Annotated in this window: 19 protein-coding genes; 12 read left to right on the forward strand and 7 right to left on the reverse strand. The window is 70.8% G+C overall.

The features are described from left to right. Position 1 precedes the first annotated feature (1 nt). The gene (locus tag ACI2K4_RS01590; protein ID WP_404507916.1) at positions 2-1,150 is read right to left on the reverse strand and encodes an ROK family protein; all 1,149 of its coding nucleotides are present in this window, start codon (positions 1,148-1,150) and stop codon (positions 2-4) included. Positions 1,151-1,420: 270 nt separating this feature from the next. Here ACI2K4_RS01590 and ACI2K4_RS01595 point away from each other — a divergent pair, with 270 nt between their 5' ends. The 5 genes from ACI2K4_RS01595 to ACI2K4_RS01615 all read left to right on the forward strand — a co-directional run bounded on the left by ACI2K4_RS01595 (position 1,421) and on the right by ACI2K4_RS01615 (position 8,070). Next, entirely contained in the window at positions 1,421-3,226 is a 1,806-nt protein-coding gene (locus ACI2K4_RS01595) for a peptide ABC transporter substrate-binding protein (protein WP_404507918.1), read from the forward strand. Positions 3,227-3,295: 69 nt separating this feature from the next. Next, complete coding sequence (locus ACI2K4_RS01600; RefSeq protein WP_404507919.1) at positions 3,296-4,255, forward strand: ABC transporter permease; 960 nt, start codon at positions 3,296-3,298, stop codon at positions 4,253-4,255. Continuing rightward, positions 4,252-5,178 (forward strand): ABC transporter permease, encoded by a 927-nt coding sequence (locus tag ACI2K4_RS01605; protein WP_404507921.1) that lies wholly within the window; start codon positions 4,252-4,254, stop codon positions 5,176-5,178. The genes ACI2K4_RS01600 and ACI2K4_RS01605 overlap by 4 nt, the downstream gene beginning before the upstream one ends. Before the next feature lie 13 nt (positions 5,179-5,191). After that, entirely contained in the window at positions 5,192-7,342 is a 2,151-nt protein-coding gene (locus ACI2K4_RS01610; RefSeq protein ID WP_404507923.1) for a dipeptide ABC transporter ATP-binding protein, read from the forward strand. Then, positions 7,339-8,070, forward strand: a complete 732-nt coding sequence (locus ACI2K4_RS01615) for a copper homeostasis protein CutC (RefSeq protein WP_404507925.1) — start codon at positions 7,339-7,341, stop codon at positions 8,068-8,070. Before ACI2K4_RS01610 ends, ACI2K4_RS01615 begins: the two co-directional genes overlap by 4 nt. Positions 8,071-8,478: 408 nt before the next feature. Here the strand turns inward: ACI2K4_RS01615 and ACI2K4_RS01620 are convergent, their stop codons facing one another. Next, on the reverse strand, positions 8,479-9,963 hold the full coding sequence (locus tag ACI2K4_RS01620) for an MFS transporter (protein WP_404507926.1): 1,485 nt from the start codon (positions 9,961-9,963) through the stop codon (positions 8,479-8,481). Between the two features lie 388 nt (positions 9,964-10,351). Between ACI2K4_RS01620 and ACI2K4_RS01625 the strand changes: the two genes are divergently transcribed. Next, positions 10,352-10,939: a DUF4240 domain-containing protein gene (locus ACI2K4_RS01625; RefSeq protein ID WP_404507927.1), complete on the forward strand. Its 588-nt coding sequence runs from the start codon at positions 10,352-10,354 to the stop codon at positions 10,937-10,939. Beyond that, a complete protein-coding gene (locus ACI2K4_RS01630; RefSeq protein WP_404507928.1) occupies positions 10,933-11,535 on the forward strand; it encodes a hypothetical protein in 603 nt (200 codons plus the stop codon). The genes ACI2K4_RS01625 and ACI2K4_RS01630 overlap by 7 nt, the downstream gene beginning before the upstream one ends. Here the strand turns inward: ACI2K4_RS01630 and ACI2K4_RS01635 are convergent. After that, a complete protein-coding gene (locus ACI2K4_RS01635) occupies positions 11,504-12,598 on the reverse strand; it encodes a DUF5919 domain-containing protein (protein ID WP_404507930.1) in 1,095 nt (364 codons plus the stop codon). The two genes, ACI2K4_RS01630 and ACI2K4_RS01635, sit on opposite strands and share 32 nt — an antisense overlap. Positions 12,599-12,725: 127 nt before the next feature. Continuing rightward, the gene (locus ACI2K4_RS01640) at positions 12,726-13,322 is read right to left on the reverse strand and encodes a LysE/ArgO family amino acid transporter (protein ID WP_404507931.1); all 597 of its coding nucleotides are present in this window, start codon (positions 13,320-13,322) and stop codon (positions 12,726-12,728) included. 96 nt (positions 13,323-13,418) lie between these two features. On the opposite strand from ACI2K4_RS01640, the gene ACI2K4_RS01645 reads away from it, so the two are divergent. Next, positions 13,419-14,360: a LysR family transcriptional regulator ArgP gene (locus ACI2K4_RS01645; RefSeq protein ID WP_404507933.1), complete on the forward strand. Its 942-nt coding sequence runs from the start codon at positions 13,419-13,421 to the stop codon at positions 14,358-14,360. Here ACI2K4_RS01645 and ACI2K4_RS01650 read toward each other — a convergent pair. After that, on the reverse strand, positions 14,281-15,480 hold the full coding sequence (locus ACI2K4_RS01650) for an MFS transporter (RefSeq protein ID WP_404507934.1): 1,200 nt from the start codon (positions 15,478-15,480) through the stop codon (positions 14,281-14,283). The genes ACI2K4_RS01645 and ACI2K4_RS01650 overlap by 80 nt on opposite strands. Before the next feature lie 95 nt (positions 15,481-15,575). On the opposite strand from ACI2K4_RS01650, the gene ACI2K4_RS01655 reads away from it, so the two are divergent. Beyond that, positions 15,576-16,541 (forward strand): ArsR/SmtB family transcription factor, encoded by a 966-nt coding sequence (locus ACI2K4_RS01655; protein ID WP_404507936.1) that lies wholly within the window; start codon positions 15,576-15,578, stop codon positions 16,539-16,541. Positions 16,542-16,559: 18 nt separating this feature from the next. On the opposite strand, the gene ACI2K4_RS01660 is transcribed toward ACI2K4_RS01655, so the two are convergent. Both ACI2K4_RS01660 and ACI2K4_RS01665 read right to left on the reverse strand, forming a co-directional pair. After that, complete coding sequence (locus tag ACI2K4_RS01660; RefSeq protein ID WP_404507938.1) at positions 16,560-19,571, reverse strand: AfsR/SARP family transcriptional regulator; 3,012 nt, start codon at positions 19,569-19,571, stop codon at positions 16,560-16,562. Between the two features lie 394 nt (positions 19,572-19,965). Beyond that, positions 19,966-21,027, reverse strand: coding sequence for an LLM class flavin-dependent oxidoreductase (locus tag ACI2K4_RS01665; protein WP_404507939.1), 1,062 nt, complete (start codon positions 21,025-21,027; stop codon positions 19,966-19,968). A gap of 174 nt (positions 21,028-21,201) precedes the next feature. Between ACI2K4_RS01665 and ACI2K4_RS01670 the strand changes: the two genes are divergently transcribed. The 3 genes from ACI2K4_RS01670 (at position 21,202) to ACI2K4_RS01680 (ending at position 24,425) form a co-directional block, all read left to right on the forward strand. Beyond that, positions 21,202-22,101, forward strand: coding sequence for an ATP-binding cassette domain-containing protein (locus ACI2K4_RS01670; protein WP_404507941.1), 900 nt, complete (start codon positions 21,202-21,204; stop codon positions 22,099-22,101). Beyond that, positions 22,098-23,732: an ABC transporter permease gene (locus ACI2K4_RS01675; RefSeq protein WP_404507942.1), complete on the forward strand. Its 1,635-nt coding sequence runs from the start codon at positions 22,098-22,100 to the stop codon at positions 23,730-23,732. Before ACI2K4_RS01670 ends, ACI2K4_RS01675 begins: the two co-directional genes overlap by 4 nt. Before the next feature lie 201 nt (positions 23,733-23,933). Continuing rightward, the gene (locus ACI2K4_RS01680) at positions 23,934-24,425 is read left to right on the forward strand and encodes a GbsR/MarR family transcriptional regulator (protein ID WP_404507943.1); all 492 of its coding nucleotides are present in this window, start codon (positions 23,934-23,936) and stop codon (positions 24,423-24,425) included. Positions 24,426-24,435: the final 10 nt, after the last annotated feature.

The following is a 24,435-nucleotide window of genomic DNA, read 5'->3' on the forward strand; positions in this document are numbered from 1 at the left end:
CTCAGGAGGGTCGGGCGTCGACGGCCGTACGCAGCAGGTGTCCGAGGCCGACCAGGGCGGCGTCCGGGCCGGCGATGCTGGCGTCGATGGAGAGTGACTGGGTCATGGAAGGTAGGCAGCGTTCGTAGAGCACCCCCCGGGCCGCGGCCACGTACACGTCGAGACTGGACAGCGCGCCGCCGATCACGACGGCGTCCGGGTTGAGGAAGTTGACCAGGCCGGAGAGGGCCACCCCGACCATTCCGCCGGCCCGGCGTACGGTGGTCACCGCGGTCGGTTCGGCGTTCTCCACCGCGGCGATGACGTCGCGGGTGCCGCTCGTGGGCAGCCCGCGCTCGGTCAACTGGTGGGCCAGGGCGGCGCCGCTGGCGACGGTCTCCAGGCAGCCACGGTTGCCGCAGGAGCAGTGGCGTTCGCCGCTGTCGGCGACGCGTACGTGGGTCACGTCGCCGCTGAGTCCCCGCCCGCCCCGGTAGATCTGGCCGTCGCTGACCAGGCAGCCGCCGATGCCGGTGCCGGCCTTGACGTAGATCATGTCGTCGGTGTCGCGGCCCCGGGTGGTGTACTCGCCGATCGCGGCCGCCTTGGCGTCGTTGTCGACGACCACCGGGACCTCGAAGCGTCGGGTCAGGTCGGCCTGCGCGTCGACGCCGCTCCAGCCGGGCATGCGGGCCGGGCCGACCAACCGTCCCCGGGGGAACTCGACCGGGCCGGGCAGGGCGACGCCGATGCCGAGCAGTGCCTGACCGGGCGTTGTGGTGGCCTGGAGCCGGGTGAACGTCCGGGCGACGGTGTCGAACACCTCCGTCGGGCCGGCGGCGATGTCGATGGCGACCTCCTCGGTCGCGAGCAACCGTCCGTCCGGCGAGCAGAGGCCGACCCGGGCGTGCTGGCCGCCGAGTTCGGAGACGGCGTAGACGCCCTCGGTCTCGCGCAGGCGCAGGATTCTCGGCCGTCGTCCACCGGTCGACCGGCCCACCCCCTCCTCCAGGACGGCGCCCTCTTCGAGCAGGCGCCGCACCACGCTGGTGACGGTCGAGGGGGCGACCCGCAGCGCCTCGACCAGATCGGCGCGGGAGGTTGCCGCACCACTGGCGAGCAGGCTGATGGTCTGCTCGCGCAGGGTGGCGGAGATCGACGGGTCGGACATACCTCTCCTTTTCCGGGCGGATCTTCCGGCGCCCCTGCTGGTACGGGGTCAGCGGTGGCTGGGCGCGCCACGCGAAGAGTATCGGAAGATGCTTCGCCGACTTCGATCGTAGCTTGACAGAAGTCCCCGAAGAAAGGAGGTTAATTTCGTTGACGTGAAACTTTACCCGCTATACATTCTCCGCATTGAGCGCTCGATGAGCACCATGCGGCCGGCACCACCCCCCTAGCGCCGACGACGCGGGGCCCGTGCCATCAATCGAGGAGACCCATGAGACGCAGATTCCACCGGCGTACCCTGCGCGACACCGTGGCCGTGGCCAGTGTGATCGTCATCGGGTTGGGAACGGCCGGCTGCACCGGCGGCGGTTCGTCCAAGGATGGCCAGGGCGGGAGCCAGGGCAAGGACACGGTCACCGTCGCCTTCCGTACCCCGAACTGGATCCTGCCGATCTCCGCGCCGGGGTTCACCCAGGGCGAGAACGCGATCTTCGGCGCGGCCCAGTACCGGCACCTGTACGAGTACAAGCTGGACGGAACGGCCACGGACAACATCGACCCGGACCGGTCGATGGCCCAACCGCCGCAGGTCAGCAACGGTGGCAAGACCATGACCATCACGCTGAAGGAGAACACCTGGTCCGACGGCAAGCCGGTGACCACCCGCGACGTGCGGTTCTGGTACGACCTGGTGTCGGCGAACAAGGACAAGTGGGCGTCGTACCGGGCCGGTGGCTTCCCGGACAACATCGCCGAGTTCGCGGTCAAGGACGACAAGACCTTCTCGCTCACGACGACGCAGGCGTACAACACCGCCTGGTTCGTGGGTAACCAGCTCAACCGCATCGTGCCGATGCCGCAGCACGCCTGGGACAAGGACTCCGCCACCGCGCAGCCGTCCGACCTCTCCACCACGCCGGCCGGCGCGCAGAAGGTGTTCGCCTTCCTCACCGAGGCGGCGAAGGACCCCAAGACGTACGCCACCAACGACCTCTGGAAGGTCAACAGTGGCGCCTGGAAGCTGGACAGGTACGTGCCCAACGGCGAGGTTGTCCTCACCGCCCAGCCGAACTACTCCGGCACCGACAAGCCGAAGCTGTCGAAGGTGGTGCTGCGGCCGTTCACCAGCGACGACGCCGAGTTCAACGTGCTGCGCGCGGGCGAGATCGACTACGGCTACGTACCGGCGTCCAACCTCTCCCAGCAGAGCTACCTCGAGTCCAAGGACTACCGGGTCTCGCCCTGGTACGGCTGGTCGATCACCTACCTCCAGCTCAACTACAACAACCCGAAGACCGGCGCGCTGTTCAAGCAGCCGTACCTGCGCCAGGCGATGCAGATGCTGGTCGACCAGCCGAGCATCAGCAAGGTGATCTGGTCCGGCATGGCCTCACCGACCTGCGGCCCGGTGCCGCCCAAGCCCGGCACCGACGGCGGCGCCGGCTGCGTCTACTCGTTCGACCCGGCCAAAGCCCGGCAACTGCTGGAGAGCCACGGTTGGAAGATCACCCCGGACGGGAAGACCACCTGCCAGAACGCCGGCACCGGTGCCGACCAGTGCGGTGACGGGATCGCCGCCGGCACCCCGCTGGCACTGACCGTGGTCAGCCAGACCGGCTTCGCCGCGACCACCAAGATGTTCGCCGAGATCAAGTCGCAGATGTCGAAGGTCGGCATCGACCTGACGATCAAGGAGGTGCCGGACTCGGTCGCGGTCACCCCGGCCTGCAAGCCGACCGACGCGACCTGCACCTGGGACATGTCCTTCTTCGGCTCGCAGGGAAGCTGGTACTACCCGGCCTTCGCCAGCGGCGAGCGGCTCTTCGCCACCGGCGCCCCGGTCAACCTCGGCAGCTACAGCAACCCCGAGGCGGACAAGCTAATCGAGGCGACCCAGTTCTCCGCCGACGACAGCGCGCTCAAGGCGTACAACGACCTGCTGGCCAAGGACCTGCCGGTGCTCTGGCTGCCCAACCCGGTCTTCCAGATCTCGGCCTACCGGTCCGGCCTGCAGGGGGTCGAGCCGCAGGACCCGATGAACAACATGTTCTTCCAGGACTGGTCCTGGAAGAACTGAGTCACTGACCGTCCCGGCTCCGGCGGCGCCCCCGCGCCGCCGGAGCCCCGACCAGGGAGGGAGTAGCCGGTGGTCAGGTACCTCGTCACACGCCTGGGCCAGGCCCTCGTTGTCGTCGTGCTCGTCACGGTGATCACTTTCATCATCCTGCACCTGCTGCCCGGCGGGGTGGCGCGGGCGACGCTGGGCAAGGAGGCGACGCTCGCGCAACTCGCGGCCTTCGACCACGAGAACGGCTACGACCGGTCCTGGATCGAGCAGTACGCGATGTACGTCCAGCGGCTGCTCCACGGCGACCTGGGCTACTCGTTCCAGCTCAACCAGTCCGTCACCGAGGCGATCGCCCAGCGGATACCGAAGACCATGGTGCTCTCGCTGCTGTCGACCCTGCTCGCCGTCGTGGTGGCCATCCCGCTCGGCGTCATCCAGGCGGTACGCCGCAACCGGTGGCCCGACTACGCGATCACGTCACTGTCGCTGCTCGCGTACGCCACCCCGATCTTCTTTCTCGGCCTGATGATGATCATCCTGTTCTCGCAGGTCTGGCCGATCCTGCCGCCCGAGGCGCCGCAGGGCTACACCCTGGGCGAGGTGCTCGCCGACCCGGCCGGGCTGGTCCTGCCCACCGTCACCCTGGCCATCGTCACCATCGCCGTCTACTCGCGCTACGTACGCTCCTCGATGGTCGACAACCTCAACGAGAACTACGTACGCACCGCGCGCAGCAAGGGCCTCTCCGAGCGGCGGGTGGTCGTCCTGCACACCCTGCGCAACGGGCTCTTCCCGGTCATCACCCTGCTCGGCATGTACCTGCCCGCGCTGTTCAGCGGCGCGCTGGTGGTGGAGTCGCTGTTCAACTTCCCCGGCATGGGGCAACTGTTCTGGCAGGCGGCACTCAAGCGCGACTTCCCGATCCTGCTCGGGGTCACCCTGATCATCTCGGTCGCCACCGTGGTCGGCGCGCTCCTCGCCGACCTGCTCTACGCCGCCGTCGACCCCCGGGTCCGACTTCGAGGGAGGGCGTCGTGACGACCCTGGACGAGACGCCCGGCACCCCCGAACCGGTCGTACCCGCACCCGTCGACGCCGACGACGCGCCCGTACGCGGACTCTGGCGCCAGGGCGTGGCCGTCTTCTGCGAGAACCGGCTGGCCCTGGTCGGGCTCGGGCTCTTCGTCGCGCTCGCCGCGATCTGCTTCCTCGGCCCGCTGCTGCACCGCACCGACCAGGTGCACACCGACCTCGCCGCCGTACACCTGGCACCCGGCACCGCCGGGCACCCGCTCGGCACCGACGGCGTCGGCTACGACCAGCTCGGCCGGCTCATGCTCGGCGGGCAGACCTCCATCATCGTCGGGCTGGCGGCCGGTATCCTCGCCACCGCGCTCGGCACGATCTGGGGCGCCGTCGCCGGCTTCGCCGGTGGCTGGGTCGACGCGGCGATGATGCGGGTGGTCGACGCGATGATGTCGATCCCGGCTCTGTTCCTGTTCATGCTCCTGGCCGCCATCGTCACCCCGAGCGTGCCGATGCTGATCGTCATCATCGGCGCCTTCGCCTGGCTGGGACCGGCCCGGCTGGTCCGGGGCGAGGCACTGAGCCTGCGCTCCCGGGAGTACATCCAGGCGATGCGGGCCATGGGTGGTGGCGGCGGCCGGGCGGTACGCCGGCACATCGTGCCGAACGCCATCGGCACCGTCATCGTCAACGCCACCTTCCAGGTCGCCGACGCCATCCTCTACGTCGCCTACCTGTCCTTCCTCGGCCTCGGCGTCCCGCCACCGGCGGCCAACTGGGGCGGCATGCTCTCCGACGGCCTCGCCGACACCTACAGCGGCCACTGGTGGCTGCTGTACCCGCCCGGAATCGCCATCATCCTCATCGTCCTCGCCTTCAACTTCATCGGCGACGGGCTCAGGGACGCCTTCGAGGTCCGCCTCCGGCGGCGTTAGCAGGAGCAGGAATATGAGCGCACAGACCGATCCGTCCGTCCGCCGCCCCGACGACCCCGCCGAGGGGCCCGGCGAGCCACTGCTGCGGCTGCGCCACGTCGACACCGACATCGCGCTGCGTCGCGGCACCGTACACGCCCTCGACGATGTCAACCTGGAGATCCGGCCGGGCGAGACCCTCGGCATCGTCGGCGAGTCGGGCAGTGGCAAGACCATGACCGCGCTGTCGGTGATGGGACTGCTGCCGGCGGGCGGCGAGGTGGTCCGTGGCCAGATCCTCTTCGAGGGCCGTGACCTGCTGGCCCTCCCACCCGACGAGGTACGGCGGATCCGGGGCGTCCGGATGGGCATGGTCTTCCAGGACCCGCTCACCAGCCTCAACCCGACGATGCGGATCGGCACCCAGGTCGCCGAGCCGCTCCGGGTCCACCAGGGCGTCGGCAAGGCCGAGGCGCGTACCCGGACCATCGAGATGCTGCGCCGGGTCGGCATGCCCCGCCCGGACCGGATCGTGGACAACTACCCGCACGAGCTCTCCGGCGGCATGCGCCAGCGGGTGGCCATCGCGATGGCGCTCGTCTGCTCGCCGCGTCTGCTCATCGCCGACGAGCCGACCACCGCGCTGGACGTCACCACCCAGCGGCAGATCCTCGAACTCATCGACGACCTGCGCGACGAGTTCGGCATGGCGGTCATCCTGGTCACGCACGACCTGGGGGTGATCGCCGGCCGCGCCGACCGGGTCGCGGTGATGTACGCCGGCCGGGTGGTCGAGACGGCCGCCACCGCCGAACTCTTCCGCTCACCCCGGCACCGCTACACCGAGGCACTGCTCGAAGCGCTGCCGGAGTCGGCGATGCGTGACGACAACAGCAGCGAGCGGCTCTACAGCATCCCCGGCCTGCCGCCGGACCTGTCCCGACCACTGACCGGGTGCCGGTTCGCCCCCCGCTGCCGGTTCGTCACCCCGGAGTGCCGCGCCACCGACGTACGACTCACCGACGACCCGCACCAGCACGCCTGCCTGCACCCGGCCCCGCCCTCGGCCCCGGTCACGGTGCAGGTGACCGTACCCGCCGCCCGCGTCCCCGCCGCCTCCGCTCCCGCGGCCCCTGTCCCTGTCGCCTCCGCTCCCGCGGCCCCTGTCCCTGCACCGGAGCCGCTGCTGTCGATCCGGGGGCTGGTCAAGAACTACGAGGCGACCGGCGGCGGCCTGCTGCGGCGGGTCACCGGCCAGGTCAGCGCGGTGGCCGGGGTATCGTTCGACGTCCGGCCCGGCGAGACGTTCGGGCTGGTGGGCGAGTCCGGCTGCGGCAAGTCCACCATCGGGCGGCTGATGGTCGGCCTGGAGCAACCCAGCGACGGGCAGATCGTCCTCGACGGCACCGACATCGCCGGCCTCGACCGGCGCGAACGCCGACGGATGCACCGGCAGGTCCAGTTGATGTTCCAGGACAGCTACGCCGCGATGAACCCGCGCATGCGGGTCGACGCCATCCTCACCGAACCCCTGGAGATCCAACGGGTCGGCGACGGCGCGGCCCGCCGGACCCGGGTCTCCCACCTGCTCGACCAGGTCGGACTCTCCCGGCGGGTGCTGGAGCGTTACCCGCACGAGTTCTCCGGCGGACAACTGCAACGGATCGGGCTGGCCCGGTCGCTGGCCCTGCAACCCCGCCTGATCGTCGGCGACGAGCCGGTCAGCGCCCTGGACGTCTCGATCCAGGCCCAGGTGCTCAACCTGATGCGGGACCTGCAACGCGAGCTGGGCCTGGCGTACGTCTTCATCAGCCACAACCTCTCCGTGGTCGACTACATGGCCGACCGGATCGGGGTCATGTACCTCGGCAAACTCGTCGAGGTCGGACCGGCCCACGACGTGGTACGAGCCGCCCGCCACCCGTACACCCAGGCACTGGTGGACGCCGTACCCACCGCGACCCCCGGCCCGGCGGCGGCCCGGGACAGCGTCACCATCCGGGGCGAACTGCCCAGCGCGGTCAACCCGCCCACCGGCTGCCGGTTCCGGACCCGCTGCCCCCTCGCCCAGCAGATCTGCGAGACGGAGCCCCCGCTCGCCGGTGACCTGCACCGGGTGGCCTGCCACTTCCCGCTGCGCCCGGAGCCGACCCCGGTGACCGTCCGGACCGGGGCCGCCGGATGAGTCCCACCGAGGGTCCGGCTTCCGCCGAAAGACCGACGACGGTGGAGATCTGCGTCGGGGACGTACCCAGCGCGCTGGTGGCCGAGGGCGCCGGTGCCGACCGGGTGGAGCTCTGTGCGGACCTCGGACAGGGCGGCACCACCCCCAGCATCGGTGCGGTCGCGGTGGCCCTGCGCACGCTGCACCGGGTCGGCGTACGGGTGATGGTCCGCCCGCGCGGTGGCGACTTCCGGGTCAGCGAGGCCGAGGAGCAGGTCATGCTCGCCGACATCGCGGCACTGCGGGCCCTGCCCAATCCGCACGACCTGGCCCTCGGGGTGGTCGTCGGCGCGCTGACCGAACAGGGCGACCTCGACCTGCCCCTGCTGCGGCGACTCGTCGACGCGGCGGGACCGCTGCCGGTGACCGTGCACAAGGCGTTCGACGAGGTAGCCGACCAGTTCGGGGCGTTGGAGGAGATCATCGCGCTCGGCGCCGACGCGGTTCTCACCTCCGGCGCGGCACCCACCGCGCTGGGCGGTGCCGACCGCCTCGCCGCGTTGACCGAACAGGCCGCGGGCCGGCTGCGGGTCATCGCCGGAGGCGGCGTCCGCGCCCATAACGTACGCGAGGTGGTCGCCCGTACCCGGGCCCGCGAGGTCCACCTCCGTGCCCCCCTCCACGTGGCCCGCCACGAGTCCACCGACCCCACCCAGATCCGCAACCTCATCACCGCCCTGACCTCCTGACCACGCGTCGATCTAGGGGAAATCAACGCGCCTTGCGGGCTTTGCAGGGGAAATATGCCCTAGATCGCGGATGGTGGCGGGCGGGAAGGGTTACTCGTTGTGTTTGGATCACGACGGGGGGTGGGTGCATTATGGACGGAGGTTCATCTGCGGGCCGCCGTTCGACGGGTCGGCATCGCCCCATCACGGGTGATTGGAGCATGCCACGACCGACGACGCGGGCACTCCGTACGACATCCCTGTGGCCGGCGACGACAGTTCGAGCGGTGCGTGGTCCGGTGGTCGGCAGGTGGATTCGTGTGTGCCAGAAAACGGCGAGTCCTCTCTGGACCATGACTGGCCACCCGAGACCGATCCGGACTGCTGCTGTGGCCGATGTGGCCTGACGTACGGGGAGTGGTCGCTGCGTTAGGTGCCCGGGGTGGCCGGTGGCTCGGGCCGGGGGGCGCGGCGGCGGATCGCGGCGAGCAGTGGTGGCGAGTCCCACCCCGGTTCCCCGCTGAACCAGCGTTGCAGTGCGGGGGATGGCGGGCGGACGCCGCCCAGCACGTACAGCGCGATCGCCAGCAGTGTTCCGCCAGCGGACACACCGAGGCAGATCCAGAGGGCCACCTGGATACCTTCTGCTGGAACATCGCTGACCGTCGCGGCGATGTAGAGCAGAATCGGCGCGATCATGAACGCCGCCACCGCCCGCAGCAGCTCGACGATCGCGAAGACCCGCTGAAGGGCGTTGTTGCGCAGTGAGAAGCCGGCGATGAACAGTGCCGGGGTGACCGAGGCGCCGACACCGATGCCGATCAGCCCCGTCGCGATCAGCGTACGGATGGTGGAGGGTGGGACGCTGGCCGCGACGAGCGCGATACCGGAGATGAGGCAGAGCATCCCCACCAGCGCGAAATAATGCAGCGCCCGGGTGGTGAACAGCCTCGAGAACACGATCGCCGCGACCACCGCCCCACCGAACTCGGGCAGGTAGAGCAGTCCCAGGTCGAGGGGGGAGTACCGGTCCCGGAGCGCGACGCCGGTCAACACGATCGCCGGCACGGAACTCGCGGCCGCCGACATGGCCACCACGATCCCCACCACCGGCATCGTGCTGGTGAGGGGACGCAGGATCAGTAGCGGGCGCTTGGCGTTGTACTGCTGGACCAGGAGGATGACGATCAGCGCCAAGCCGGCGGCCAGCGGTGCCAGCGTACCGGCGTCGAGAGACCGGTTGGGCAGGAACTGGGAGGCTCCGTAGAACGCGGCCACGCAGCCGGCGGTGGCCAGCGTGACGGCGACCGGGGAACGCGTGGCCGTGAGGTCGGCCGGTGGTATGTCGCGGAAAGTCAGCACCGACAACAGCAGCGCGACGATGGCGATCGCCGCGATCACCCAGAACAGCGGTCGCCAGTTGTTCGCCTCGATCTGGATGCCGGCGATCAGCGGGCCCAGCGCGACCCCTCCGAAGATCGACAGGTTCAGGATCACCGCCGTCGGGGTGAGCTTGGACGGGGGAAACCCGGTGACCAGCGGAGGCACCGCGGCGATCAGCAGGAGACTGGTGCACAGGCCCTGGAGTATGTGCCCGACGATGAACAGCACCGGTTCGGTCGCCGCCGCCGCGAACACCGAGCCGACCACGAGGAAAGTCGCGTAGATGACCAGCATCCGGCGCTGGGGCAGGTGCTGCGCGGCCTGTACGGAGAGCACCGTGCCGAGCGCGTACCCGGCGTTGGCCAGGCCCACCCCCAGGTTTGTCTCCGACTCGCTCATGCCGAGTTCGCGCGAGATGATCGGCATGAGCGGGTCCAACGCCACCGAGATCACCAGGTACGGGACCAGCGCCGTGACGACCATCGCCGCCACGGCGGGGTAATGACCGGCCAGTGGGCCTTTCCATGTCATCGCGGCAGCCTCGTCATCCCGGCGGCCTCGCCGACGAACATCGAGCCGGTTGTGCGCGGCTAGGTCGCGCGCCCCAGGCACTGTGATTCGCCAACGGTCCACGGGCAGGGCGAAGCGTCGCCCGACTCGGTGGAGGATGGAGGCCGCTGCACGTCGTTGATCCGTGCTGGCGGCACCGATCGTCCTCACCAAAGCTACCCGGCAAAAGGGTCCTCCGGGCGGAATTACGATCGAATCGACCGCGACCACCTCACGCCGGCGGGCGAGCCTCGGCGGGCATCGGCCGCGAACGAGCGATTGCCCGGGCCGAGTAGCCGACGCAGGATGTCGTGCAGCGCCCACCGCGCCGGCTGCTTCTGGCCCCACGGTGACGATCTAGGCTGTCGCGGTGAACGTGGACGAGTTCTGGTTTCTCCTCGAGGCATCACGTTCTGCTGGGGCGAAGCGGAAGGAGCGTGAGGCGTTCCTGCGGCAGCGCCTGTGGCGTGCCCCCCGTCCTCATCTGCTCGACTTCGTGCAGCACCTCTCCGGGACCCGTGAACCGGCCAACACGTACCGCTTGTGGCGTGCGGCCGACATCATCATGGGCGAGGGCTGCGGTACCGACTCCTTCCACTACTTCCAGATGTGGCTTGTCGGTCTCGGCCGAGACGTCTATGAGGCCGCGATCGCCGACCCCGACAGCCTCGCCACCGCGCCGGAGGTACGGCGGATCGCCGCCCTGCCGAGGCCGTGGCCGGACGACGATTATCCGAGCTGGGAATCGCTGGAGTATGTCGCCTGGGAGATTGGCAACCAGCGCGACGACATCGATGGCGACATCCGCGACGTGTTGACCGACGAGCGTGGCGTACGCCCGCGTATGGATCCAGGCCCCGACGACATCGAGTGGCGCCTGCTGAACACCGAGGACGTGTCCCGCCGGCACCCCCGACTGTGGGCGCTCTTCGGCGAGCGTGGTGTTGACGGATGCTGACGGAATACCAGCGGGAACTGCGTGAACGCTTCCTCTCCGCTCCGGTGATGCCTCCGCCGGGTGCCTGGCGGCCCGTACTCGACCGGCCGGTGCCGGTCGGAGGTCTTGTCGGGATCGGCTTTGCCGTGGATCCCGCGGGCGATGACCTTGTTCTGGTCGTGTCCCACGACGGTCACGGCCTGCTGCACGCCCGGACCGGAGCCAGGATAGCCAGGGACCGCGCGCCGGATTCGGAGTCGGCCTACCCGGACGCGGCTCCCGACCTCACCTGTCCAGGTCTGGGACCGATCGCCGGGACGCGGGTGCGGATCGCGGGTCTTTTTGGTGGGGGCCTGCATACCACGGCCGAGGACGGCTGGACGGTTGACGTGGTCAGCCCGGACTGGCCGAATCATCGAGTCGTGCTTTCGACGGATGGTGGACTGTGTCGTGGGCCGGTGGGTGAGAAGTGGTGGCACATCTTTCACGCCGACTACTCCGAACTGCGCGCTGTGGGTTTCTCTCCGTCGGGGCGTACCTTGGCCGTCGCCACGAGCAGTGATCTGATGCTGTGGAGCAGGTCCGTTACGCCGGACCCGGCGAACCGTCGGCGTTGACCGGTACCAGGCGGAGGATCATGCGCTGGTCCGGGTCGGTGCCGTACTTGTCCTGGAAGCGCTGCCGGATCATTCGCGGCGGCGTCGGGTCGTCGTCGGCGGGCTCGGCGACGGTGAACGTGGCGGGTCCCGCTCCGGTCGCTCTCGACGGAAGGTGGGTGATGAGGGTGACCGCGCCGACCACGTCGTGGGTCAGCCGGAACGAGCGGCAGTCCACGTAGTGGTGGCCGTCGACCACCACGTACGGGACCCGGTCCCGGGCCATGTCGGTGTCGGCGTGGTGCAGCGTCGCCGGTGCGGACCAGTACCTGTCCAGGGTCAGGGTGGCCTGGTGGTGACCCCACAGTTCCTCGAACCGGGCGTGCACGAACTCGCCCCAGGGGCTCGCCATGTCGACTTCGAGCTGCGGCACGTTGAAGGAGAGCTTCCCGATCGGGAAGAACGAGATGAGGGCCTGCCCGTCCCACTGGTAGAGCTGGATGGACGGGGAGGCGTCGTAGACGTGGACCTGCATCCGGGACCGTAGCTGGACGTCGAGTGCGGACCAGAACGCGTACAGGTGCCGCAGGTTCTCCTTGATCTGCCGGGGTACGTCGACCCGCTGCTTCTCCAACTCGTCGGTACGCTGCTGGGCCGCCGCACAGTCGGGGTCGAGCAACAGCACCTGTACCTGGGCGCCCTGTTCCAGGGCCGCGTGGATCGCCCGCAGCGTCTGCTCCCGGTGACGCACCTCCAGCAGGATCGTCCAGGTGTCGAGGATGCGTACCCGCCGGCCGGTGCGTGCCAGCACCTCGATGAAGGCCCGCTGGTCGAAGCTGACGTGCTCCTGCACCCGTGCCTTGCGGGCCTCCTCGAACAGCGGGTCGAAGATGACGTACGAGATGGCCGCCAGCACCACACTGGCACCGAGGTTGAGCAGCAGGTCACTGGCGAAGCCGTCGGTCCGCCAGGCCCAGACCAGCATGACGACGGAGACGAGCAGGAGCAGGCCGCCGCGGGTGTAGGCCCGTCGCTGGCGGCGTACCCGGTCGCCGACCCGCAACCACAGACGAGCCCGGTTCACCCGGTCTCCCTTCGCCGACCCGCTGCCCTGGGGCACCACCGGAGCGCGGGGCGTCCACCGTGCCGGAGCAAGCAGCGTATCTTTCACCCCCAAGCGGGCCGCCGGTCGACGCGGGGCCGCTCGCCGCTCAGCCGAGCAGCAGGGCGACCGCGAGTCCCGTCATCACCAGGGCGATCAGGGCGTCGAGCACCCGCCAGGCGACCGGCCGGGCCAGCAGCGGTGCCAGCCGTCCGGCCCCGGCGCCGAGCGCGCCGAACCAGACCGCGCTGGCCAGTACGGCCCCGGCGCCGAAGAACCAGCGGTGTTCGTGCTGGTGCGCGACGGCGCCGAGGAGCAGCACCGTGTCGAGGTAGACGTGCGGGTTGAGGTAGGTGATCGCGAGGCAGGTCAGCAGGGTCGCGCCGAGGGCGGCCGGTGGCCGTTCGGTCGGGGTGAGCGCGGCCGGGCGTACCACCCGGCGGGCGGCGAGTGTGGCGTAGCCGAGCAGGAACGCGGCGCCGCCGTAGCGGATCGCGTCGAGCAGGAGGGCGTTGCCGGCGACGGCCGCGCCGAGCCCCGCGATGCCGACCGCGATCAGCAGCGCGTCCGAGGTGGCGCAGACCACGACCACCGGCAGTACGTGTTCGCGACGCAGTCCCTGGCGCAGGACAAAGGCGTTCTGCGCGCCGATGGCGACGATCAGGGCGATGGAGACGGAGAAGCCGGCGAGGGCGGAGGTGATCACGACGTCGTTCCGGTGGGGGAGGGCATGCGTCGACGCTAGGGCGGTCGGGTGCCGTACTCCAGCTAATGATTCTTACGCTTGATTAGGATTTCTCAGGTGTCGCTCGACTCGGTACAGCTCACCACGTTCGCCGCCGTCGTCAACGAGGGCAGCTTCGAGGCCGCCGCCCGCACCCTGCACGTGACCTCGTCGGCGGTCAGCCAGCGGATCAAGGCGCTCGAACAGGTCGTCGGGCAGGTGCTGGTCCGCCGCACGAAACCGTGCGAGGCGACCGAGGCCGGGCAGGCGCTGCTCCGGCTCGCCGGTCAGGTCGCGCTCCTCGAACACGAGGCGCTGCGGGCCGCCCGAGGACCGCTCTCCGGTGGACAGGCGTGGACCAGCGTCGCGGTGGTGGTCAACGCGGATTCGCTCGCCACCTGGTTCCTCACCGCCCTGACCGACCTGCCGGCGCACCTCGCCGTCACCTTCGACCTGCGGCAGGACGACCAGGACCACACCGCCGAGTTGCTCCGTGACGGTTCGGTGATGGCGGCGGTGACCGCGCAGAACGTACCGGTGCAGGGGTGCCGGGTCGAACGGCTCGGTGCGATGCGGTACCTGGCGGTCGCCGAGCCCCGGCTCGCCGCCCGGCACTTCGGAGACGGTCCGACGTCGGACGGGTTCAGCGCCGCCCCGATGATCGTGCTGGACCGCAAGGACACCCTGCAACACCGTTTCCTCGCCACGATCACGAAGCGCCGGCTCGACCCGCCGCTGCATTACGTACCGTCGGCCTGGGGTTTTGTCGAGGCGGTCCGGCTCGGGCTCGGTTGGGGCCTGGTGCCCGAGCAGATCGCCCGCGACGACATCGCCGCCGGTCGCCTCGCGGACATCGCTCCCGGTCGCCACCTGGACGTGCCGCTCTACTGGCAGCACTGGCGCCTGGACTCGGCCGTCCTCAACGCGCTCACCCTCGCGGTCAAGACCGCCGCCGCCCGGGCGCTGCGTCGACCGACGCCGACCGGGTCGCCCGCAGACCCGGTCGCAGCGACAGGGTGACGGCGACGGAGAGCAGTCCCATCACCACCATCGCACCGGCGGTCGGCATCCACTCCGCCACGAGCCCGGCCAGCGACGCCCCCACCGCCTGCATGGTGAACATCCCGGCCGAGTGCAGCCCGAGCGCCTGACCGCGCATCTCCTCCGGGGTCAGGTCGACGATGCGCTGTTGCAGCAGCAGGCTGCCGCTGAATCCGGCGGAGGCGGCGGCGACCGCGACCGCGGCCAGCGGCAACGCGGGGGAGAGCGCGAAGATCAGGTACGGTACGCCGAGCAGCAGTTGCACCGGCGTGAGCAGTCCCTCCCGCCACTCCGGACGGACGAACCGCCCCATCGCGGTGTCGCCGACCAGCATGCCCAGCGCACCGCAGACGAACAGCACGGCGGCGGAGTCCGGCCGGTACGCGACAAAGAGGGCCTCGTTGCCGACCACGAGCCCATTGGGCACCCAGGCCGCCAGGTAGGCGAAGCGGCGCCCGGGTGCCGACCACAGCCACGCGTTCACCCGCCAGGTCGTACCCACCGACACTCGGCCCGCAGCCCTGGGCGGGCGGCCGACCAGCCCGAACCGGTTGAGCAGTGCGGCGGCGAGACAGAGCACCGTGGCGAGCACCAGCACCCGGCGGGAACTGGTGAAGGTCAGCAGCACGCCGCCGATCGCGAAGCCGCCGATCTGCATCACCCCGACCGACATATTGAACACCGACCGGCCGAGCAGGTAGTCCCCGCCCGGAAGGATCTCGCCCAGCAGCCCCCAGCGCACCCCGTTGCCGACCGAGCCGAGCAGCCCCAGGACACCGATCACCGCGAACATGCCCCAGATCGGCATCCCCGGTAGGGCGAGGGCGAGGGTGCCCAGTCCGTGCACCGTCGTGAGCGCGACCATCCCCGCCCGGGGTGGTACCCGGTCCGCCAGCGATAGCAGCGTCATCGCGCCGATCACCTGGGCGAAGTGTGATCCGAACAGGCTCAGCGCGGAGAGCAGCGGCGACCCGGTCGCCGTGTAGACCAGGGTGGCCAGCGCGAGCCCCCGCAGGGTGCCCGACGCCACCATGGTGGCGGAGGAGAGGAACAACGGTAGGAACTCAGGGACCCGGAACAACTCCCGATACGTACGCACGCGCAGCAGTGTCGACGGCCGGATCAGGCAACCGTTAGATTTTCGCCTGTACCCGAAACCTGTACCCGAAACCTCCAGCCCGACGGGAGACGCACGTGGGTGTCTGGCTCGTCGACGCGGACGTACTCGCACGAAGCCGGTTCGTCGTCTCACCCCTCGTCGAGACCGTCGCGGCGCTCAAGACACTGGCCGGGCTCAGCCCCGTCCTCCCGGCCCAGCGTGTCTGGCTCGACACCCACCGACCCGGTTACCTGGCCCGGCTGGCCGCCGACCCGTTCACCGAGGCGTTCGTCCGGACGGTGTTCCAGCCGCGTTGGGTGGCCGACTTCGTGGTGACGCCACCGGTCGACAGCGACGGCACGTTCGCGACCGAGCTGCGCCGGGTACGGGGCACTTCGCCCCGGGTCGCCCGCGCCGACCTCGGCTCGGAGCGGAGCAGCCCGCTACCGGTGGAACTGCACGGCGACGACCTGCCGGATCGGGCGGCCGACCTGCTCGACTGGGTCTGGACCCGGACCGTACGGCCGGACTGGTCGCGGCGGCGGCGACTGCTCGAGGCCGACATCGTCTCGCGTACCCATCAGCTCAGCTCCGGCGGGTGGGGCGCCGCGATCGACGGCATGCGTCCCGGTATGCGGTGGCTGGGCAACGGCCGGCTCCAGGTCAACGGGCACGACCTCCCGCCGCAGGACCTCACCGGCGCGCAACTCTCCTTCATCCCGAGCATGTCGAGCTGGGGCTGCGTCGGTTCGGCCGAACCGAACGGGTACACGGTGGTCTACCCCTGTTCCGGTCTGCTCGCCGACCCGGCCGTCGCCGCCCCGCCACGGGCGTTGAGCGCGCTGCTCGGCCCGGTCCGGGCGACCATCCTCACCCAGCTCGCGGCACCGAGGACCCCGACCCAACTGGTCGCCCTGACCGGCTACGGGCTGGGGTCGGTCGGTGGTCACCTCAAGGTCCTGCGTGATGCCCAGCTCGTCCGGCGTCGCCGGTCCGGACGTACCGTGCTGTACTACCGCACCCCCGGTGGCGACCGCCTGGTCGAGATGCGCCCCGGGTGACCGCTACGAGCGGCGCCGTCAGCGGTCGCGGAGGGTGGCGTACTCCCGGGACTCCCGGTCCTGGAAGACCTGGTAGGCGTCGGCGAACGCCTTCTCCGCCGAGGTCACGTCGCCACGCGCGCGGTAGACCAGGGACAGGTCGTACTGGGTACGGGCCCGCCACAGCGGAGCGTCCACCCGGTCCCAGAGGGACAGCGACGCCGCCAGGGTCTCCTCCGCCGTGGCGAGCCGGCCCTCGGACAGGTGCAACTGCCCGAGTACGCGCAGCGCGACGCCCTCCCCCCAGCGGTCCCCGGCGTCCCGGGCCACCGACAGGGCCCACTCCAACCGGGGCAGCGCCTGGTCGGCCCGCCCCATCCGCAGGTGGGTGGTGGCATGGGCGCGTACGGCGTACGAGTGCATCAGGTCGTTGCCGAGTTCGCGGAAGATCTGCGCGGCCTCCGCGCAGACCCGCAACGCCTCCTGGTACTCGCCCCGGGCCCGGTGGTAGAGCCCGAGACTGCGCAGCGTGTACGCGACCCCGCGCCGGCTGCCGGTGTGCCGGTACGCCCGCAGTGACACCGTCAGGTCGTCCAGCGCCCTGGCGAAGTCGCCCTGTTCCAACAGGACCGAGCCGCGCACCCGGTGCACATACCCGATCCCCACCTCGTCGTCGAGGGTACGGATCACCGTCACCGCCTGGTCGAGGAAGTGCAGCGCCTCGGTCAGGTAACCCGGTTCCCGGCAGGCCAGCCCCAGCCCGGCGAGGGCGGCGGCCTGGCCCTGGGTGTCACCCAGCGCACGGAACCGGGTCAGCGCCTCGCCGAAGTAGTGCCGCGACTCGCTGTAGCGGTCCTCGGCGTACCGAAGCTGGGCCAGTTCGGCCAGCATGGTCGCCTCGCCGTGCAGGTAACCGGCCCGCCCGGCGGCCTCGAGTGCGGCGGTCACGATCCGGGACCAGAACGCGAACCGGTTGGCACCTTCGAGCTGTAGCGCCATCCGGGCCGACACGAAGTCGCAGACCAACTCGTGCAGGCCGATCGCGGCGGCCCGTTCGACGCCGACGACCATCACCGGTTCCTCGCGTTGGAGCCAACCGGTGGCGTCGGCGAGCACCCGCTCGGCCAGTTCGTCGGCGACCGGCAGGTCCCGCGTCGGTGGCTTGCGCCAGACCACCTCGGCCGGGGGGAAGGTGGTGGTGATGCGGTCGATCATCGTCTGCCAGTCGCTCACCGCCCGGGCGACCGACGCCCGCAGCACCCCGAGCGGCTCTTCGGCCTCGGCTCGCTCCCGGGCGTAGATGCGGACCAGGTCGTGCAGGCGGTAACGCAGCAACCCGGTCTGGTCCACCCCGGTGAACTCCACCAGGTGCGCGTCCACCAGCACTTCCAGCAGCCGTTCCGCCGAGGTGACGGGCATGTCCAGCAGCGCGCCGAGCACCCAGGCGTCGAACCTCGGCAGGCCGAAGAAGCCGAGCTGACGCAGGGCGGCCCGGGCCGACCCGTCGAGTGCGTGGTAGCTCAGCGCGATGCTCGACCGTACGGCGAGGTCACCGGCGGCGAGTTCGTCGAGGCGTTGCCGTTCGTCGGTGAGCCGTTCGGCGAGCACCCGCATCGGCAGGTGCCGGCGGGTGGCCAGCCGGGCACCGGCGATCCGGATCGCCAGGGGCAGGTTCTCGCAGGCGGCCAGGATCCGATCGGCCGACTCGGCGTCCTGCTCCGCGCGCCGCGCGCCGACGATCCGGTGCAGCAGGGCCCGCGCCTCGTGGTCGGGGAGCACCTCGATCTCGGTGAGCACCGCGCCGGCCAGTCCGGCGAGCCGGTCCCGTGAGGTGACCAGCGCGGCGCAGCGTGCCCCGGCCGGCAGCAGGGGACGGACCTGTTGCTCGTCGGCGGCGTCGTCGAACAGGATCAACAGCCGGCGCCCGGCCACCAGGCTGCGGTACAACTCGGTCCGTTCCCGGATGGACTCCGGCAGTTGCGCCGGGTTCACCCCGAGCGAGCGGAGGAACCCGGCGAGCACCTCGGCGGCCGTGGCGGGCGTGTCGGTCATGCCGCGCAGGTCGGCGTAGAGCTGACCGTCCGGATACGACTCCGTCACCTGCTGGGCGACCCAGGCGGCCAGCGCCGACTTGCCGCTGCCGCCCTGACCGGCCAGGACGTGCGTGCCCGGCGTCGGCCCGCGGAGCGCGTCGACCAGCGCGGCGCGTACGGTCTCGCGTCCGGTGAAGTCGGACGGTCCGAGCGGGACCTGGGCCGGGACGATGACCGGCGGTGCCGTCAGGTGCTCCGGCTGCCCGTCGTCCAACTGGGCACCCCCGCCGCGCAGGATCGTGTCGTGCAGGTCCCGCAGCCGCCGGCCGGGCTCCACCCCCAGCTCCTCGATCAGCGCGGACCTGCCCTCCCGGTAACAGGCGAGCGCGTCGGTCTGGCGGCCCAGCCGGTAGAGGGTGACCATCAGTTGCGCGCGCAGGCGCTCGTCGGTCGGGTGACGGGCCACCAGGCCGGTCAGTTCGGCGAGATGGTCGAGCCGGCCCAGGGCCAGTTCGATCTCGAACCGTTCGGCGAGGGCGGTCAGCAGGAGTTCGTCGAGCCGGCGGGCCTCCGCCGCGAGCGGGGAGTGCTCCAGACCCGACAGGGCCGGTCCTCGGCTGAGCCTGACCGCGCGGTGCAGGAGTTCGGCGGCGTGTTTGCGCTCACCGCGACCGGCCTGCTCCTTCGCCTCGTCGAGGAGCGTGGCGAGCAGGTCGGCGTCGACCGTGGCGCCGTCGAGCCGGGCCAGGTAGCCGGGGGAGTGGGTGCCAATGACCTCCGGGTGGCCGTGCCGGGCGAACGACTTGCGCAGGGTGGAGACGTACGTCTGGATGAGCGCTCGGGCCCGGTCCGGCGGATTGTCCGGCCAGAGCACGTCGACCAGTCGGCTCGCCGGCACCACCCGGCCCTGTTCGAGCACGAGTGCCGCGAAGAGTGCTCGGGGTTTGCCGCCGCCCAGGGGTATCGGCTCGGCGGAGGAGTAGACCGCGACCGGGCCGAGTAGTCGGACCTCCAGCACCACGACCTCCAGCCACTACCCCCACCCCAAGACTAGGCGATGGTAGTGGTCACGGCTCGGCGCCAGCCGGGCATGGCAGCCGTCAGGGCCGGCGAGCCGCTGGTCGATCCGCAACGCCGCGACGTTGCGCAGATCCACCAGCGGCTCGCCGGACTCCCGATCCGGAGTCGCCATCACCCCGGGTCGGGGAGCAGCACCTTGCTCACGTTCGGCATTCGATGCGCGACGTGCTGTTTCCGCGACCGGGCGGCGACTCCCCCCGATGCGGTCAGCATGCCGGACCCCACTGCAATTTCTCTTCAACGCGTCGGCTCCTCTTCAGCGCGTCGGCTTCGCTCCAAAACGTCGGCTCCTCTCCATTGCGTCGGCTCCTCTCCATTGCGTCGGCTCCTTCTCAGGGCCTCGGCGAAGGCTGGACAGAGAACGGCGGGGTCGCGGGTGGGCGCGGCCCGGCGGTGGGCCGCAGCACGTCGGCGGCGAGGCGGGCGATGTTGTCGAGGGTCGCCGCCCGGCCGCCGCCGGCCTCGACCATCAGCAGCAGATGACGTACGCCGGTGAGGGCGGTCGCCTCCGCGAGCCGTTCCCGGCAGTACGCCGGAGCGCCGACCGGGTGGATCCGTAGCAGTTTCTCGACGTACCGGTGGTGGTCGCGTCGCGCCGGTGGAGCCCCGTCGATCCGGACGTAGTCGTCCACGCCGCGCAGCAGTGCGGGCAGGTTCGCCCGGACAGCGGAGCGCGCGGTCTCGTCGGTGTCGGCGACGTGGGCCAGGTGGGCACTGGCGTGTTCCACCGTGGACGGGTCGTGGCCGTGGCGGGCGGCGGTGTGGTGGTAGCGGTCGAGCAACTCGGACTTCTCCGTGACGGAGGCGTGCAGGCCGAGCAGGAGTGGCAGCCCGTGCCGGGCGGCCAGGTCGACGGTGCCGGCGGAGGTGGCCGCGATCCAGGTCGGGACCGGTCGGCGGGGGCGGGGGACCACCGGCACCGGGCGGAACGGGAAGTGGGCGTTGCCGGCCACCCGTTCGGCGCCGGAGAGCCAGGCGGTGAGCAGGTCGACCGATGCGGCGAAGCCGTCGGTGTAGCGGTCCAGGCCGGTGCCGAAGACCTCCAGGTCGACCCAGGGCCCGCCCCGGCCGACGCCGAGCGCGAAGCGGCCGTCGGAAAGTTCGTCGAGCAGCACCGCCTCCTCGGCCAGCGCGACCGGGTGCCGGTTGGACAGCACGCAGGCGGCGGTGCCGACGGTGATCCGGCTGGTGGCGCCGAGCAGGTGGGCGGCGAAGGCCAGCGCGGAGGGGCAGGTCCCGTACGGGATGAAGTGGTGTTCGGCGATCCACACCCCGGCGTACCGGGCCGCCTCGCCGGCCAGCGCGTACTCCCGGGCGGCGGCGAGCGTCTGTGCGTGGGTGGTGCCGGGGTACTGCCCGGCGAGCAGGAACAGATGGGGCTGGGCGGGGGACATGCTCCTCCTGCGGTGGGACGGCTCGGCAAGCGTTAACGCACATGGTTGTCGTTGTCGTTGGTCGTCGCAACTCCCGGCGGGGTGTGTCGGGCGGCGGGGCGTGCCAAAATCTTGACGACTTTCATACACTTTCCAACTTTCATGATTTCGTGAAATCTCTGTAGCGTGGATGGCATGACAACAGCTATCTCGGTCGCCGGCCTGGTGAAGTCGTTCGGCCGCAGCCGCGCCCTGGACGGGCTCGACCTCTCCGTCGAGGCCGGTGAGGTGCACGGCTTCCTGGGCCCCAACGGGGCCGGAAAATCAACCACCATCCGGGTCCTGCTCGGGCTGCTGCGCGCCGACTCGGGACAGGTCGGCCTCCTCGGCGGCGATCCCTGGCGGGACGCGGTGCGCCTGCACCGCCGCCTGGCGTACGTGCCGGGTGACGTGAACCTCTGGCCGAACCTGACCGGCGGTGAGGCGATCGACCTGTTCGGAGCGCTACGTGGCGGACTGGACAAGCGACGGCGCGACGACCTGGTGGAGAAGTTCCAGCTCGACCCGTCCAAGCGGGCTCGGACCTACTCGAAGGGGAACCGCCAGAAGGTGGCGGTGATCGCCGCCTTCGCCTCCGACGTCGAGCTGTACATCCTGGACGAGCCGACCTCCGGGCTCGACCCGCTGATGGAGGCCGTCTTCCAGGAGTGCGTACGCGACGTCAAGCGGCGGGGCCGGACCGTCTTGCTCTCCAGCCACATCTTCTCCGAGGTGGAGGCGCTCTGCGACCGGGTCAGCATCATCCGCCAGGGTCGTACGGTGGAGAGCGGCACGCTCACCGAACTGCGCCACCTGACCCGTACCACCATCTCGGTGGAGACCGCCCGACCCGTCACCGGGCTGCGCGAACTGCACGGGGTGCACGACGCCGACGTCGAGACCACCCGGGCCAGGTTCGACGTGGACACCGCCGAGCTGGACCACGTACTGCGTCACCTGACCCAGTTCGAGGTCCGTACGCTGACCAGCGCCCCGCCGTCGCTGGAGGAGCTCTTCCTGCGGCACTACGGCGACGAGCTGGCGGGTGCGCGGTGAGCGCCTTCACCGGGACCGCCCGGCTGACCCGGCTCGCGTTGCGCCGCGACCGCTGGCAACTGCCGATCTGGATCCTCAGTACGGTCCTGCTCGCCGCCTTCTCCATCTCCGCCACGAACGAGCAGTACCCGACCGACGCGGAACGGATGGCGATCCTGCGTACCGCCGTCGACACCCCGGCCCTGCTGATGCTCCGCGCCGCCCCCACCGGGGCCAGCACCGGCGCGATGGCGATGTTCCAGATCCTCGCCTTCCTGGCCGTGATGGCGGCGTTCATGAGCACGCTCGCCGTCGTACGGCACACCCGGCAGAACGAGGAGACCGGCCGGACCGAGATGATCGGGGCCACCGTGGTCGGCCGGCAGGCCAGCCTCACCGCCGCGCTGCTGGTGACGGTGATCGCCAACACCGTCCTGGCCGGGCTGCTCGCCCTGACCCTCGTCGGCGGCGGCGAGGCCACCACCGGCGCCCTCGCCGCGGGCGTGGCGGTCGGTGCCGCCGGCCTCGTCTTCGCCGCCGTCGCGGCCGTCGCCGCGCAGGTCGCGCAGACCTCCCGGGGCGCCAACGGCCTCGCCGCCGCCGTGATCGGCGCCGCCTACCTGATCCGGGGGCTCGGCGACGCGTTCGGCGAGATCCAGCCCTCCGGATACACCATGACCAGCGCCTGGCCGTCCTGGCTCTCCCCGATCGGCTGGGCCAGCCAGGTCCGGCCGTTTGCCGGCGAGCGGTGGTGGGTGCTCGGGCTGTCGCTGGCGACCGTCGTCGTCGTGATCGCCGCCGCCTTCGCCCTGACTGCCCGCCGGGACGTGGGCCAGGGCCTGGTCGCTCCCCGGCCGGGCCGGGCGACCGCCACCTCGGTCCTGCTCAGCCCGCTCGGCCTGGCCTGGCGGCTGCAACGCGGCACCCTGCTCGGCTGGGCCGTGACGGTGGCCGTGCTCGGTCTCGCCGTCGGCTCGATCGGCAACGCCGTCCAGGAAGGCTTCGCCACCAACGAGCGGGCGGCCGAGACGATCGGCAGCCTGAGCGGTGCCGGCGGCGCGGGCGACCTGGTCGACTCCTTCATGGCGGCGATGATGGCGATCATCGGGGCGATGGTCGCCGGCTACCTGGTCCAGGCGCTGCTCCGACTGCGCGCGGAGGAGGCGAGCGGTCGGGCCGAGGTGGTGCTCGCGACCGCCACCAGCCGGCTGCGCTGGCTCACCAGCCACCTGGTCGTCGTGGTGTCGGGCGCCGTGGTCCTGCTCCTGCTCGCCGGGGTCTCGGTCGGCCTGGTGTACGGGGCGAGCACCGGCGCCCTCGCCGAGCAGTTGGCCGACCTCTCCGGCGCGGCCATGGTGCAACTGCCGTCGGCACTGATCCTGGCCGGCTTCGTGGTGGCCGCGTTCGGTTTGGTGCCCCGGCTCGCCGTGGGCCTGGGCTGGCTCGGCTTCACCTTCAGCCTGGTCCTCGGACAACTCGGCGGCCTGCTGGGCCTGCCGGCGGCGGTACGCGACATCTCACCGTTCAGCCACGTACCGGCGCTGCCGGCCGTCGAGGCCGCCGCGACGCCGTTGCTGGTGATGTCCGCCGTCGCCCTGACCCTGGGGGTCGCCGGTCTGGCGCTGTTCCGGCGACGCGACCTGGCGGCGTGACCGCCACCCCTGCCCGAACACGCAGCGCGACCGGTCGCCCGACCGGCCGCGCTGCCGGTTTCCGTACCGGTGACCCGGCCACCCTTGACGCCCATTACCCGTGTTGTCGCTGGTCGTGCGATCGGAGGCGGGGCCGGGCGGCTCCCCGACCGATCGGGCCCAGACGTACACGATCTTCAGAGAATAGTGAAGGATGACCAGATGCAACCTGACGGCCGACGCGACGAGGAAGCGGTCCGACGCTTCGTCGAGCACTTCGCTCTCACCCTCAACGACATGGGCATGGCCCGGATGCCGGCGCGGGTGCTCGCGGTGCTCATGGTCGCCGAGCAGGCCGGGCTCACCGCGAGCGAGATCAGCGAACGACTCGGCGTCAGCCCGGCGGCCGTCTCCGGGGCGGTCCGTTACCTGATCCAGGTCGGCATGGCGGCCCGTGAGCCGGCCCCCGGGTCGCGCCGCGACGTCTACAAGGTGCCCCCCACCTCCTGGTATTCCGGGAGCGTCCGCCGCGGGGTCTACGAGCGGATCGCCACCGTGGTGCAGGAGGGGGTGGACGCGGTCGGGGACGAGACCTCGCTCGCCGGCACCCGGCTCGCCGAGATGCGGGACTTCTTCCGCTTCATCCAGCAGGGAATGATCGAGAACATCGATCGCTGGGAGAAGAGCCGACAGGAACAGGGCACGACGCCGTAGCGGCGCTATC

This window comes from Micromonospora sp. NPDC050397 (assembly GCF_044901685.1).
Taxonomy (GTDB): domain Bacteria; phylum Actinomycetota; class Actinomycetes; order Mycobacteriales; family Micromonosporaceae; genus Micromonospora_G.

Bases quoted from the DNA above. Each gene is read 5' to 3' on its own strand.
- ACI2K4_RS01590 (WP_404507916.1), bottom strand. From the start codon at position 1,150: ATGTCCGACCCGTCGATCTCCGCCACCCTGCGCGAGCAGACCATCAGC.
- ACI2K4_RS01595 (WP_404507918.1), top strand. From the start codon at position 1,421: ATGAGACGCAGATTCCACCGGCGTACCCTGCGCGACACCGTGGCCGTG.
- ACI2K4_RS01610 (WP_404507923.1), top strand. From the start codon at position 5,192: ATGAGCGCACAGACCGATCCGTCCGTCCGCCGCCCCGACGACCCCGCC.
- ACI2K4_RS01615 (WP_404507925.1), top strand. From the start codon at position 7,339: ATGAGTCCCACCGAGGGTCCGGCTTCCGCCGAAAGACCGACGACGGTG.
- ACI2K4_RS01620 (WP_404507926.1), bottom strand. From the start codon at position 9,963: ATGACATGGAAAGGCCCACTGGCCGGTCATTACCCCGCCGTGGCGGCG.
- ACI2K4_RS01630 (WP_404507928.1), top strand. From the start codon at position 10,933: ATGCTGACGGAATACCAGCGGGAACTGCGTGAACGCTTCCTCTCCGCT.
- ACI2K4_RS01665 (WP_404507939.1), bottom strand. From the start codon at position 21,027: ATGTCCCCCGCCCAGCCCCATCTGTTCCTGCTCGCCGGGCAGTACCCC.
- ACI2K4_RS01670 (WP_404507941.1), top strand. From the start codon at position 21,202: ATGACAACAGCTATCTCGGTCGCCGGCCTGGTGAAGTCGTTCGGCCGC.
- ACI2K4_RS01680 (WP_404507943.1), top strand. From the start codon at position 23,934: ATGCAACCTGACGGCCGACGCGACGAGGAAGCGGTCCGACGCTTCGTC.